This is a genomic window from Candidatus Uabimicrobium helgolandensis (genome assembly GCF_041508025.1).
Classification (GTDB): domain Bacteria; phylum Planctomycetota; class Uabimicrobiia; order Uabimicrobiales; family Uabimicrobiaceae; genus Uabimicrobium; species Uabimicrobium helgolandensis.
The window spans coordinates 339,693-354,574 of the sequence record NZ_CP165719.1; the positions used below are offsets into that span (position 1 = coordinate 339,693).

The window sequence follows — 14,882 nt, forward strand, 5'->3', positions numbered from 1 at the left end:
CACTGAAAAAATCAAGTATATTTTTTTAAGGGGGGGCACATCGCCCTAGGTTTATGCTAATAAAAATTATTCTGATATCTGTCATTTTGTTGGTAGTTATTTATCTTTATTTAATGGATATTAAAAGTAGAAATAAAGAAGAAAAAAGTGTACCAGCAACAGACGTAACCCCAAAGAAACTGCGTAATATTCCCGCTGATGTCAAGGTTGAAATTCTCAATTTAGAGTTACCTGAAATAGTAGAGCAAGCTCAGAGAATGTGTGAGATTAGTTTCACTATAAAAAATAATAGCTCAGATGAGGTCTCTATTGAATCAGCAGATTTGTTGTTTAAGAATGACAAAGAAGATGTTTCTCACGAGTATATTGTTTTGCCAGATAACGAAAATGATTCTACGATTGCCGCTGATAGTAGTATTACTATAAAATTAGGTGTTGATGTTGGTTATAAAGCTTCTCTAGGAAAAGTAGAAGCGACCCCAGAAGTTTTTGTATCAAAAAATCAACAAACTTATAATGTGAGTAATAGTGGTAGTAAAAGCTGGCTTATCGAACCTCGTGGTAGAACTTTTGTTATTTCTTCAGAACATGACAATGAAGAAATAGCTGGTGAAGCTTTTAGTCTAGCTCTTCAAACAAATATTGACGGAGTAACGGATAGTTCGTACAAAGGAGTTCGTCGCATATACTTTACAACTTCTCAAGGAAGTTCTGATGTACATACGGCTGAAATTCCGGCCTATATGGATGTTGAGTTTTCTGATGGGTGTGCGCGCACGCAAAAATGTTTTCGCTTTTACAATATAATAGAAAAGCCAGTGATTACGGCAAGTGATACTAAGCCTGGTGGTGCACAAGGGTCTACGACAGGTGTACTTATCCGTCCTGCTGAAACAGGAAGTTTTCAGCTAGTTTTAACTTCGCCTCAAACTACGGGAGTTCCAGTTCAAGGTGAAAATAGTTTGTTAGCACTTGACGAATATAACAATCTTAAAATAGATTATCAAAGTGATACGGTTATTTACACTAATGCTAAAGACTGTAGGGTAAGTGGCCTTAGCGGTGGAAATGAAGATACGGTTAGTGGTACTAGTTTTGTCGATGGAAAAGCAGATTTGACCTCTTTGGGGCTTGTTTTTGACATACCAAAACTAGATGAACCTAACATGGTAAAGTTCATCGTCGCAGGCGATGAAAAAAGTGGCGAAAGTAATGAAATTCTCATTTTACCGAGTTCTCCAGCTCAAGCTTCTGTCGAAGAGCAACGTAAAACGCGCACAATTTTAAAGAAAATGATGAATTTTCGTAAGAAGCGCATTTTTGTCGCAAATTGCGAAGAAAATGTTTTTAATATGCTGCGCGAAAGTTTTGCTAATCTTTACGATTTACAACAAGTAAAGGTATCAGAGGACAATTTAAATGTACTTATTGATAAAAAACCAAATCTTCTGTTTTTAGATGCTGGAAATCCAGACTTAGATGGTTATAAGATTCTAAAGAAATTGCGTTTACAAGCAGAGCTAGAGAGTCTTCCTATTTTATTTTTAGGTTCACCATACGAATCAGAAGATAAAATTCTTTCGGTTTTGAAAAGCGGCTGTGGTTATGTAACAAAACCTCTTACAATTCCCGACTTAAAAGCACGAGCGATAGAACTTCTAGAAAAATCAGCTATTGTACAAGGAAAGCTTCCTGTTAGAGGTGGACGACTTCAAGGAAGTGACCACTTAGACTACCAAGTTGTTGGAAAAATTGGTGAAGGTGGAATGGGACATATCTATCAAGCTATTCGTTTGCGAGATAATGAGAAAGTTATTGTCAAATACTTACCACCATCTGATTACAAAAATCGTAAAGCGGTTATGCGCTTTATGCAAGAAGCTTTAACTGTTATCAATTTTGACCACGACAACCTAATACGTGGATATGACTTGATGATGGACCGCAACAAGTGTTTTTATGTAATGGAGTTTATTGATGGTGAGACTCTAGAAGAAGCGATACGTGGTGATGGAAAACTTGCTCCTTTAAAGGCTCTTGAGATTACAATGCAGGTTTCTAGAGCATTAGAGTCTTTGAACCAAGAGCATCATTTAGTTCATCGCGATATAAAACCAGCGAATATTTTACTCACTAAAGAAGGTGTTGTTAAGCTTGTTGATTTTGGAATTGCTAAGGTAACAGATCAGCACTGTTCAATGACTACGCGCGGTATTATTTTAGGAACGCCGTATTATCTTTCTCCAGAACAGATCTTAGGGAAAGACGTTACTATTCAAAGTGATATATATAGTCTTGGAGCAACATTTTATCATATGTTAGTTGGTGATGTTCCTTTTGAGGGAAATGACGTTCTTGATATTATTCATCAGCGCTTGAGTAAAGATCCTCGTGATCCTCGTGAGATATGTCCTGACATACCGTTGGCGATATCAAGAATTGTTATGAAGATGATGCAAAGACGTCCAAGTAAACGTTATGAAGACGCAGAAGAGTTGACAGATGAACTTAAAAAAGTTTTAGACTGCATAAAAACAGGGCGTTTAGAATCTCTAGAGCAAGAGTTATTAAAAGAAAAAGAAGAAGAGACACAAGAGTAATTTTCTTTGAATCGTTTCATGAAAAGCAGATATAATATTGTGCGTCTATAAGTAGAACTGGTTATGAAATTGGATATTGGTTCCTTGTGCATTACTAGTTGTAGACACACTCTATATCTGCTTTTTCGTTTATTAAGTGAAAAACAATGGAAAATATTAGAAATTTTAGCATTATTGCGCATATAGATCATGGTAAGTCCACTTTAGCAGACAGAATGCTACAAATCACCAAAGTGGTTGCTGATAATGATTTGCGTGAGCAAACCTTAGATACATTGGATATAGAACGCGAACGTGGAATTACGATTAAAAGTCAAACTGCGGCACTACCGTATGTTGCCAAAGATGGAAAAGAGTATTTACTTAATTTGGTAGATACGCCAGGACACGTAGACTTTTCATATGAAGTATCACGTGCTTTAGCATCGTGCGAAGGAGCTGTTTTACTTGTCGATGCCTCACAAGGTGTCGAAGCCCAAACCGTTGCTAACCTGTACTTGGCATTAGAAAATAACCTTGAAATCATTCCAATCATTAACAAAGTTGATTTACCTTCTGCTGATGTTGAAGGTGTACTGTTGCAAATTGAAAATGAATTAGGTCTTCCCGCGGACGAAGTGATTCTTGCTTCAGGAAAAACGGGAATAGGTGTTGAAGATATCCTAGAGGCAATTGTTGAACGTGTACCGCAGCCAGAAGGAAATGAAGAAGATAAGGTTTCGGCTCTTATTTTTGACGCGACTTATGATGCTTATCGCGGAGCGGTAATTCACATGCGTGTTTTTAATGGTGTGTTAAGGCCGGGTGATAAAGTGAAATTCATGTTTTCTGGTGAAAGTCACGATATTGAAGAATTGGGGTATTTTCGAATACATCGTGAAAAACGCGATTCACTCAAAGCAGGAGAAGTAGGCTATATTATTCCTGGGGTTAAACGAGTAAGTGATATTAAAAATGGTGATACGATTACTCTAAATAGTGACCCTTGCGAAGGACCACTTTCTGGATTTCGCGAAGTAAAACCGGTAGTATTTTCCTCTTTTTACCCTATTGTTTCCGATGATTATGAAGACCTTGCACAAGCAATGGAAAGATTACAACTAAACGATGCATCTCTTGTGTATGAGAAAGATACTTCCTCTGCTTTGGGTTCAGGGTTTCGTTGCGGTTTTTTAGGTTTGTTGCACTTAGAGATTATCCAACAACGTTTAGAACGAGAGTTCAATCAAAGTATTATTGTGACTGCTCCGTCAGTTCGCTATAAATTTTTGCTGTCCGACGGGTCAACAAAGTTTATAGACAACCCTGTTGAATATCCCGATTTAACTTTTATAAAAAAATCTGAAGAGATTTTTATTCGCGCAAATATTGTTTTGCCGGCAAAATACCTAGGTGCTATCATGCAGTTATGTATGGAACGTCGTGGAATCCAACAAAACATGAGCTATATAGATACAAAACGCGTCGAGCTTATTTTCGAGTTGCCTCTGGGTGAAGTAATGTTTGATTTTTATGATCAACTAAAGTCTATGTCTCGCGGTTACGCTTCTTTTGATTATGAAATTCTAGACTATCGAGAAAGTGATCTTTCTAAAGTAGATATTTTGGTGTCTAGCGAACGCGTAGATGCACTATCTATTATTGTTCACCGTTCGCGAGCTGAAAGCCGTGGTCGTCACATGTGCGAGCGCCTCAAGGAAACAATACCGCGACAAATGTTCAAAGTTCCGATTCAAGCAGCTATTTCTGGTAAAATCATTGCACGCGAAACTATTTCTGCGATGCGTAAAGATGTATTGGCAAAATGCTATGGTGGTGATGTCAGTCGTAAGCGTAAATTATTAGAAAAGCAGAAAAAAGGTAAGAAGCGTATGAAAATGGTAGGAAATGTCGAAATCCCACAAGAAGCCTTCCTTGCTGTTTTGAAAACAAAAGAAGATTAAAGCAACGATTCTAACTCACCACTATCCCTATATTTAAAACTAACCTAAAATTTATTCACTATTCTATTTGCAAATAGAATAGTGAATAACATATCTAAATAACAATACTACTTTTCCTATACTTACACATTGCCTATCTCCTACACCTGGATCCTTTTCCTTGATTGATTTAATTAATGACGCTTCTTACTAAGAATAATAATCCCTAGAACACTGAATACTTTTGTTTCAGTATCAGAGCAGCGAAAGACACCAAGTGCTTATAAATACTACATTTTTAAAATTTTGGATTTTATTTAGAATTCATAAGCTCAGATATTTTAAAAAGTATTAATTTCTGGGCAACTAGGAGTGGCATAGGTATCAATTGTCTTCAAACCCAGATAAAACTATTCGGTGTTCTAGGGCGTGTCATCATTCAATACAGATAAAAATATAACGGATTCATTTAATGATACGCCAGTAGTATTGAGCCCGCGCCCGAAAACTTTTTGAGAGCGACAGAAAGTGATTTATTGGTTCAATACTAGTTTTTTGCGATGGAAAAAGAAACTTTGCTTCTTTGATAAATTGTTAGTGAAAGTTTCGGAAACGGGCTCGCAAACGGGCTCGGCTCGAAAAAACACACAATATTTTGAATGATGACACGCCCTAATATATAAAAAATATTTACAAATGTTTAAAAACAGATATCATTGTATCTTTCATTTCCATTAATATAGAATCTTGATCGGAGTTTATTATGCGGGCGGTCATTTTTTGTACATGCGGAGAGGAACTCTCACTAAAAGCAGATAAATGCTTAGGTTGTGGTTCGCCAATATCTCCTCATGCACGACAACAGCTAGAATTTCTTAATCAAATGCTAGCCAACAATATACCTAATAACACAGAAGAGACCACAGCAACAGTAGTTGATGTCAAAGCTATAAAAGCTACACTTAGCACTAAAGATCAAATTAGCGAGGACGCTACAGGGGCGATAGTTGATAACATCAACACAGTTACCGATAATGTCAAAGATGTAAAAACTACACTTGGCACTAAAAATCAAATTAATGAGGACACTACAGCAACAATTGTTGATAGCACAAAATATGTCGAGACAAAAAATCAAACAATTGCTAAAGAAGCTATTGATAATTACCAAAATAGCACAGAAACAGGTGCAGATAATTTAAACGAAAAGATAATTTTAAGTAATGAAAATAATGAATCTGATGACGAGATAGAAAAACATCAGTTTGGTGGTTATACTTTAAAAAGAGAACTAGGTCGTGGTGGAATGGGAATTGTCTACGAAGCTATAGATAATAAACTCGAACGAACAGTTGCTCTAAAAGTACTAATTAATAAAGAAAATACCAATGAAACAGAAATAAAAAGGTTTATTCGCGAAGCTAGAACAGTCGCCAAATTAGATCATCCTAGTATTGTAAAACTATATAGCGTTGAAGAAACACCGCGTAATTTTTTTACAATGGAGTACGTTGACGGCAAATCACTGAAATGCGCTTTAAAACAAGGTAAAATTTCTTTTCGCGAAATTTCTATTTGGATAGAAAAAGTAGCAAGCGGTTTATATCAAGCTCATGAACAAGGAATTATTCACCGCGATATCAAACCGTCAAACATAATGATCGACAAGAACCACATGCCAAAATTAATGGACTTTGGTGTAGCAAAAGAAGTCAGTTCTGAAGATAGTTTATCAAAAACAGGAGATATACTAGGAACTTTGATGTATATGCCACCAGAACAGATAAATAATGAAGATGTAACACCAGCATCTGATGTCTATTCTTTAGGAGCTACTTTGTATGAGGTGATTACGAAAGTACCTCCTTTTACAGGAGATAGCTTTTTTAACATCATTAACAAAGTATGTCATCAAGATGCTATTGCACCAAGGCAGATTAATCTCTCCATTCCTGTGGATTTAGAATCAATATGTTTAAAATGTTTAGAAAAAAATCCTAAAGATCGCTACTCTTCTTGTTTAGAATTAGCAAAAGATCTACGTAAATTCCGGTTGAACCTACCAATTTCTGCACGTCGAAATACACGATGGCTGCGAACTCAAAAATTTGTAATGCGCAATAAATTAATGTGCACAATTGGTACTTTTATAGCATCTCTACTAATAGTAACAGGGTCTATGTTTTGGGTAAACTCTCAAGTATATGATTCTCTTTCGACGGCAGAAAGAGAAAAACTTAGTGCCCAAGAAAAAGCCAAACAAGAAATGTTGGCAAAAGAACAGGAGAGATTAGCAAAAGAGAAAGCTTATCAATCAGCGATAGATGCTGATACAATGAGGGGGAAAGCTGAGAAAAAAGCAGCTCTTGCAAAATCAAGAGAAGCTAAAGCTAGAGAAAAATTATTGCTCGAAAAAGAGCAAAAGCTCGGAGAAAAAGCCGAAAAGGAAAAGCTATTAGCTCAACTCAAAGAAGAATATTTGCGCCAAATACAAAAACAAAATTCTGATGTTCCACTGGAAGTACTAGAAGACAAATCTATACAAATAGCAGTGGGAGACAATTTTGATATTGACGAAGATACTAGTGGCAAATCATCACAAACCGATGAATTATTGTTAGCTGATCGTCTTTTTCCAATCAATGCGCCACCAAGCTCTATTCCTACTCCTCCTGATACTCAACCAACGCCGCCAGGAGACAATTCTCCACCAGAAGGTGAAGAAGCAAATATTATACCTGATGATGGTTCTCTTATTACACCAGCTGTCAATACAGAGGTTAATCCAATTCTCACACTCAATCCAAACAGAAAACTAGAAGAACAAGAAATCATTTCTTTTTCTTCCTCGCGATTTAATACCACTCGTCCTTTTGTTACGCAAGGAAGCATAAGCCCAACCACAGAAAATAATACTTCGGAAAATACAGAAAGTAACCAAGAAACACTATCAAATAATCAAATAGTTATTAATCAACAGTCGCTGCAAGAAAATAAAAACAACAGAATCAACAATGAGTCATTGTTACAAAATAACAATATTATAAAAACAGACTCGCCGCCAAATAATACATCTAATCAAAAAGCAGCGATACTTAACCTTGCTTTTTCTGCTGATGGAAAAATGGTAGCCAGCGGCCACATAGATGGAACAGTGACTGCTCACGATATTGGGTACGCACAAGATATTCAATTTACTATAGAAAGTGAAGTTGTTGCTGTAAAAATATCTCCCAATAATAAATACATTGCTGCAACAGGACGTAGTGGTACAGTGAAAATATGGGATTTTGATTATTTTGAAGGTATCCATTCCGTGTCACTGGACAACGAACATGTAAAAGACTCTTTCATAATCGACCCTCCTGAATTTCATGAACAATATAATACAATAATGGACTTTATAGTATATTCTCGAAAATTAGAGTCGATTATCTATGGTAATGAAAATCGTGTACTGGTAGAAAAGCTAGATTTTAATGATGGTCCTATTATCGTTGAAGGTGGAGGAAGTAGTGGAGATGAAGTAAAAAATGATCCAAAGGAATACAGAGGAATTAATCCAAGTAATATTCGTAGTCTCATAGAAAAAAAAGAAGAAAACTATGTTGTTGCGATGTCAATGTTTATTTCTAATCGCTACACTATTACCGTTGACATGGATGATCGTATAAAATTGTGGAAAATAACAAAGTCTCGCCAACCTATTTTTTTAACTGAAATAGAGCACAATACAAAAAATATTGTTAGTTGTGCTGTTTCTCGTGATGGAAGTGTTTTAATCACCGGTTTAGAAGATGGTTCCGTTAGATTTTGGAGCATTCCGCGGCGACAACAAATTTCAGTATTTGCAGGTGTGCATAGTAAATCAGTGCAAGCTGTTGCCTTTTCTCCAAAAGGTAATATTGCTGTTTCTGGTGGTCTCGACGGAGTTATGCGTTTTTGGTATTTTGAGAGGAAGAAATAATGAGTAGATTTATAATTTTAACTATCTTTTTCTCTACGACTGCACTTTGCTTTGCACAGCAGAGAATAGGACAGCTCTTACAGGAAAAGTTGGTTGCGGAAGATATCCAGCAATATGCACTTGTTGAGTTGCATCAGCACATTGATATAAATTCCCAGGCGCATCGAAAATCTATCAAAAATATGTGCACGATGCTAGAACAACAAGGCAACATCTCATCTTATTATTTTTTTGATATGGTGAATATACTAGCAGTAAAAGCAAATAAAGTCGCAATTGAAGAGCTAGCAAGCCATCCTGATATTCAAAGTATCACTTGGGACAAAAAATATAAATGGATAAACCTACCAGATGTAGAGCATTCTGCAACAAGTAACTGGGGGCTCAGTTATATGAAAGTAAAAGAAGCTCAGCATCTTAGTATTGGTAAAGATGTAACTATTGCTCTTTTGAGTACAGGAGTAGATTTAGATCATCCGCAGATCAAAGAGCAAATCATTTTGCAACGCGCGAAATCCTTTATTCCCGATACTACTCCTTTTGATGACCACGGGCATGGTACTTACTGCGCTGGTATTACTGTAGGTAAAAACTTCGGTGTTGCTCCTGGAGCAAATTTACTACCTGTAAAAGTTGTCGACCATAACGGTAATGCTCGTTTATCGCAAGTAATTCGTGGTATTGAATATGCCTGTAAACAAAAGGTCGATGTTCTACATTTGCCAATAGGGGCTAATCTAATTCATCATTCAATTATGGAAAGAGTTTTCTCCAAAGTTGAAAAATTAGAGATTGCTTGTGTAGTAGCTGCTGGAGACAACGGGCCACAATTATCAACTATCCAAAATCCAGGATCAATAAGTTCTGTTATTACTGTTGGAGCTATAGATGATAGACAACAACTCGCTCAATTTAGTAGTCGCGGGCCAACAGAACGCGGAGGAGAAAAACCGGAGATTGTAGCTCCTGGAGTTGGAATTCCTTCCATATGGCCAACAGAGTTTTTACAACAAAATAAAGTTATTCATGGTACGAGCGTTGCTTCTTCATTTGTTGCTGGCATCATTGCTTTAGCTCTAAACAAACAAAAAGTATCGACAGTAAAACTAAAAGAACTTTTTGTCACCAATACTTTTCACAATCAACAGCGCAATTCTTTTGGATATGGTGTTATAGACGCTCTTTCCACACTACAATCATTAAAAAAAAATAAGCCTATCTCTACAATATCAGATAATGAAGTGATTAATCAAATTCCGATTAAAGACAAGGACTTTAAACCAAAAGCAAACAATTTCAAACAACAAATTTATCATTATATTCAAACTTTGCTAGGAGAGGCAGGTCTATTTACAAGAGTAATTATCAAAAACTTTGTATTAGAAAACCGCATTGATCGCGACATTGCATTTTTTGATATGCGTTTTGTTCAAATGCGTTTTCCTCGTAGTATAAAAGATATTAAGGGTTTTTCTGTAAGTAGAAACAAAGAAACAAAAGAACTATATCTCCATTCACGTTTTGAGGACTCCCACATGGCACCATACTATTCTACGATAACACCTCAAACACTAACATTTTTAATCAACAATAGACGTAAAGAGTCGACTTCCCTTAGAAAAGGACTAGGACTTCCTCGATTAGAAAAACTAAACAAGAGCGATATGTTAACACTAGTTGCAAAACAAATGGCTGAAAATATAGAAGAAATCAACGAAATCAATTACTTCAATATTGGCCGTAGAGCTCAAGAGTCGGGATATAAAGGGCGAGTTGCTGTTAATGTATCATTCTTTAAAGAAGCGCAAACAGAAACCGAAAAAGACAACCAGGCTAAAGCTATTGGTTTTGGATGGATGAAAGATATTGAAACAAGGAAAAACTTGTTAGGAAATTATAACGAAATAGGAATAGCTATTATTGATAGCTCTCTTAAAAATGGGAAATGTGTTGTTATTATTCTCGGTAAGCAGGAATAAAGAGGTTTGTGGTTGTGACTTAATATTTTATGTAGACTACTAATTTTGAAAATATACAAATTATTTAGTAAAGTAGTTTTTACTTTGTATTCTTGTTTGATTTACTATTTAAAGGAGTTTTACTCCTTTAAATAGTAAATCAACAGCGCTAAATTGTATTGTCCTAAAATTATTATACTTTGTAGCTATTTTGCCCAATCTTGCGCTTGATAGTATTCTATCATTTCTGCGTATGGTGAACCTGGTTGTGGCTCGTGCATATACTCATAACGAACGCTTGGAGGAAGTGATGCCAAGATAGATTCTATTCTTCCATTGGTCTTCAAGCCGAAAATAGTACCGCGATCATAGATCAAATTAAATTCCACATAACGACCACGCCTGTATAATTGAAAATCGCGATCCTCTGTTGTGTATTCTTTTTCGAATGTACTTTCAAATATAGGTAGATAACAATCTATAAATCCTGTAGCAAGTGATTCTACCATTTGCCAATTTTGCTCTGTCACGTCTATGTAATCATAAAAAATACCACCGATGCCGCGCATTTCTTTGCGGTGAGGTATGTAGAAATAGCGATCACATTCTTCTTTCATTTTGGGGTAGTGATTGTTATCGAAAGCATCTAGTTTATTCTTCCAGAAGTTGTGAAAAAAAGTAAAATTTTTTGTGTCGGGAAGATATGGTGTTAAATCCGCTCCACCTCCAAACCACTGTTTCTCTCCTTGGCGAATATAACGAAAATTCATGTGCACTGTCGGCGCGTGAGGATTTCTCGGATGCATGATAAGTGATACACCTGCTGCTTCTAAGTAGCTATCGTCATTTTGTAATTTTTTGGCAAATTCGGGATTGATATGTCCTTTAATTACTGATGTATTGACAGCTCCTCCTTCGATATGTTTTCCACTTTTAAATATACGAGTGATTCCTCCACCTCCTGGGTTACCATAGTGGTCTTTACGTTGCCACTCGTCTCGTAGGAAATTATCTCCTGTAAGTTGTTGGAGTTTTGTACATATATTTTCGGCAACTTTGTGTATTATATTTGCCATTTTTTGCGTGTTTTCGTGCATTTTATTCGCCTTTTTTCATTGTCCATATTGTTAATTTGTCTAAGTTTTGTTGACTAGGCTTTTTGATCCATGATGTCGTGTACGCTGCAGCAACGAAAACTATATTGACTATTATTCCTGTCCAGTAACTGTCAACATCTATAACTAGCATCTCTGGTAAAAGCTGGCTGCCACTAAGTATCAAATATATATTTGCAACAATAGCAATTACTAAACCAATACTTGCGCTGGTATTATCTACGCGTGTTGTGAATAGACCTAACAAGAATAGGCCAACTAGGCAACCTCCTAGTGTTGAGTTGATAATCCATACTAAATCAACAACTGTGTTGTTGTATTTTGTTGCCAAAATAGCGCCGAATACCATTATTAGTGATGCTGTGATGATGATTGCCTTGGCAATGTTTAAATAAAATTTGTCAGAATGACCTTTGTGTGTGTATGGTTTAATAATATCAACTACGGTAACAGTTGATATTGCGTTTAGACTAGAATCCAGCGAAGACATTGCTGCTGCGAGTAAACCGGCAATTATAATACCTGCAATACCTGCTGGTATGTTATTGATAATGAAAAATGGCAGTATATTTTCTGGACGTCCAAGTTGTTTATCGAGATCGGCAACAGGGAACTGGGCATAGAAAGCAAATAGCGCTGTACCTAAAAATGCGAAAAATACCCAAATTGGTATGCTAAAACACGCACAGATAGCGGTGGCTTTACGCGCTTCTTTTGTGGATTTGGCTGCAAAATAACGTTGAACTACATTTTGGTCACTAGAGTACTCGCGTAACCAATGTACGAGCCCTGTAAACATAATGACCCAAAAAGTTTTACGACCTAAATCCCAGTCGAAGTCGCCTATGTGAAATTTATTGTTGTCAGTGGCAATTTCCATTATTTGTGTGAGGCCTCCTGGCATTTTGTACCAGATACAAGAAAAACATAGAACTCCACCTACGAGTAATACGATTGTTTGAATGACATCTGTCCATATAACAGTTTCTATTCCTCCAATAATCGTATAAAGAGCCACAAAAATTCCAACAACGGCAATTACATATTCTATAGAATAGCCAGTTAAAAATTGGATAGGAAGACAAAGAAGTAGGAGTACCATAACAACGCGAGCAAGTTGTAAAATAATGAAACTAAGAGTTCCATATAATCTTGGGACTACTCCATAACGTTCGTTAAGATATTCAAACGCAGATGTGCGTTTACTACTACGAAAAAAAGGAATAAACAGAACAATTGCGATAATGGTAACTATGGGGAGAAATAGGTTAGGAGCTATTTTTATCCACGAACTTTTATAGGTTTCTGCTGGTATACCAAGAAAAGAGTTTGAGCTAATGGAGGTTCCTACCATTGATAAACCTATGACCCAGCCAGGGAAGGATCTATTCCCCAAAAAATATTGTTCTGTAGAGTTGTTCTTTTTGGCAAAAAATAAGGCGATCGCTGCAATTCCTAACATATAAACTGCAATAGCCGTTATATCCAAAGGGCGTAAATTTACAATATTGACAATAAACATTATATACCTCGTTAAGGTGTTGTGTGGTGCATTATTTCCTTGACTTATGACATTTGAGTGTAAATAATAGCAAATAACCCCCCAAAAAAAAACATAATCATAATGTGGGGCACTGCGAAAGAGGAAAATTATGGAACATCTTGTTGATATTGAAAACTATTCACACTTGTTGTTTGGTGTTATTGCAATTCAAGAAGGATTAATCAATAACTTGCAGCTGTTAGAGGCATTAGAAGTACAGCGAGAAGATCCTGAAAAAAGAATAGGTGTTATTTTTAAAGATCTTGGTTACATGACGATGCGCCAAGTCTTACAGATTTTAAAAGAGCAAGGAAAATTTAGAGAAAAAGAACCGACTAAGTGGCCATACATACCGGATACAATGTTAAAAGGGCTTGTATACTTTTCTGATAAACCAGTATTGCAAAGTGTTACTATGAAAAGTTTATTAGAAGCGCAAAAACTATTTCGTCAGTACCGCGAGCAAAAAAGATTTAAATCATTAGCGAATATTCTTATTCAAGATATGCAGCTGACAACGTTACAAGAATTGAAAAAAATTCAAAGTAGTATGGTTTTTCACGCGAGAGCATGCGCTGAATGTTTGCGGTTATTTTCATTGTACAACTACGATCTAAGTGTTAAGGTTGAATGCCCAGTCTGTACAGGAAATGCTTTGGACTTAGATGTAAATTCTTGGAAAAAACGTAAAGAAGAAGAAGAGATTTCTCAATCTAAATTTTTTAGTGTATTAGATGGTTCTGAAGAGGAAGAAGTCGATGAAGTTTATAAACCTCGGGCAACAATGGCTTTGGCAAACTTTTATGAACTGTTAGAAAAAAATACTACAAATAAAGTAGAAGATAGTACTCCGAGCTCAAAAATAGAAATTGGCAAAACCCAAGCGATGCCAATGATGAGAAAACGCGGAGGAGTAGAAATTGGCAAAACCCAGGCGATGCCAATGATGAGAAAACGCGCAGGGGTTGCTCGCGAAAAAAAAGATTCAAAACAAGAATTAAAAGAGTTATATGAAAACCTAGAGGAAAAAGAAACTAAACGCGAGCAAAACAAAGTAGAGAAGTTATCTAAAGAGCATAAAAAATTAAAAATTCGCGAAGGCAAAGATACCGTTTTTATAGCAAAGAAACGTCAAGGCCGTAATTCAACTTTTAAAGTTGCAGCGGTAGTAATCATTGTTTTTTCTGTGTTTATTGGTTTACTTGCTTTTATTGGAAATACACCTTCAAAATCGAAGAAGCTTATTATTAGTGAATTAAAAGATGATGCTCCAATTACAATAAAAAAACATAATAAAAAAAAGAAATCACCTAACGATTTAGCTGAAAAAATAGTTTCGAAAGTAAGTAGAGAACTAGCTCGTGGAGGCATTCCTAATCAAAGTAATCTTAACAATTATCTAAAAATTTTGTATACCGAGAAGGATAAATATCAGCAAAGCGGAGATTTTTGGAATTTACTTGGAAGACTGTATATATATAAAATATTTTTAGATCGTTATGATAGGGGTTTGTTACCAGGACGCATTAATAAGATTAAAATAGCAGCCCAAGAAGCATTTATTTTAGCGCAAAAAAATTATGAACGTAAGCAAAAACGATCAATGCTGAATTTAACCATAACCAATTGGATGCCTGAAAAGCACTTCCAAATGACTAATAAAAATGTTGTGAATTATAAGTCTAGTCACAGAGCGGTACAAGATATCGCGATATTTGTATCGCGAATACCTTCTATTTTAGAATTGCGTAGTATAAAAAATAACTAAAACCTGCAA

The 14,882-nt window shown here is 35.9% G+C and carries 7 protein-coding genes; 5 read left to right on the top strand and 2 right to left on the bottom strand.

Going from position 1 to position 14,882, the window contains the following annotated elements; genetic code table 11:
* Positions 1–53: 53 nt before the first annotated feature.
* From UABHE_RS01165 to UABHE_RS01180, 4 genes are all read left to right on the top strand, one after another.
* On the top strand, positions 54–2,600 hold the full coding sequence (locus UABHE_RS01165; RefSeq protein WP_372368320.1) for a protein kinase: 2,547 nt from the start codon (positions 54–56) through the stop codon (positions 2,598–2,600).
* A gap of 146 nt (positions 2,601–2,746) precedes the next feature.
* Entirely contained in the window at positions 2,747–4,543 is a 1,797-nt protein-coding gene (lepA, locus tag UABHE_RS01170; RefSeq protein ID WP_372368321.1) for a translation elongation factor 4, read from the top strand.
* 742 nt (positions 4,544–5,285) lie between these two features.
* Positions 5,286–8,489 (top strand): protein kinase, encoded by a 3,204-nt coding sequence (locus UABHE_RS01175; protein WP_372368322.1) that lies wholly within the window; start codon positions 5,286–5,288, stop codon positions 8,487–8,489.
* Complete coding sequence (locus UABHE_RS01180) at positions 8,489–10,468, top strand: S8 family serine peptidase (RefSeq protein ID WP_372368323.1); 1,980 nt, start codon at positions 8,489–8,491, stop codon at positions 10,466–10,468. Before UABHE_RS01175 ends, UABHE_RS01180 begins: the two co-directional genes overlap by 1 nt.
* 185 nt (positions 10,469–10,653) lie before the next feature.
* Here the strand turns inward: UABHE_RS01180 and hemF are convergent, their stop codons facing one another.
* The gene (gene hemF / locus UABHE_RS01185; RefSeq protein WP_372368324.1) at positions 10,654–11,544 is read right to left on the bottom strand and encodes an oxygen-dependent coproporphyrinogen oxidase; all 891 of its coding nucleotides are present in this window, start codon (positions 11,542–11,544) and stop codon (positions 10,654–10,656) included.
* A gap of 1 nt (position 11,545) precedes the next feature.
* A complete protein-coding gene (locus tag UABHE_RS01190; protein WP_372368325.1) occupies positions 11,546–13,084 on the bottom strand; it encodes a sodium/solute symporter in 1,539 nt (512 codons plus the stop codon).
* 130 nt (positions 13,085–13,214) lie between these two features.
* Here UABHE_RS01190 and UABHE_RS01195 point away from each other — a divergent pair, with 130 nt between their 5' ends.
* Positions 13,215–14,873 carry a hypothetical protein gene (locus UABHE_RS01195; RefSeq protein WP_372368326.1) on the top strand — a complete coding sequence of 553 codons (1,659 nt, stop codon included), beginning with the start codon at positions 13,215–13,217 and terminating at the stop codon, positions 14,871–14,873.
* The last annotated feature ends 9 nt before the right edge of the window (positions 14,874–14,882 follow it).

Bases quoted from the DNA above. Each gene is read 5' to 3' on its own strand.
- UABHE_RS01190 (WP_372368325.1), bottom strand. From the start codon at position 13,084: ATGTTTATTGTCAATATTGTAAATTTACGCCCTTTGGATATAACGGCT.
- lepA (WP_372368321.1), top strand. From the start codon at position 2,747: ATGGAAAATATTAGAAATTTTAGCATTATTGCGCATATAGATCATGGT.
- hemF (WP_372368324.1), bottom strand. From the start codon at position 11,544: ATGCACGAAAACACGCAAAAAATGGCAAATATAATACACAAAGTTGCC.
- UABHE_RS01180 (WP_372368323.1), top strand. From the start codon at position 8,489: ATGAGTAGATTTATAATTTTAACTATCTTTTTCTCTACGACTGCACTT.
- UABHE_RS01175 (WP_372368322.1), top strand. From the start codon at position 5,286: ATGCGGGCGGTCATTTTTTGTACATGCGGAGAGGAACTCTCACTAAAA.
- UABHE_RS01195 (WP_372368326.1), top strand. From the start codon at position 13,215: ATGGAACATCTTGTTGATATTGAAAACTATTCACACTTGTTGTTTGGT.
- UABHE_RS01165 (WP_372368320.1), top strand. From the start codon at position 54: ATGCTAATAAAAATTATTCTGATATCTGTCATTTTGTTGGTAGTTATT.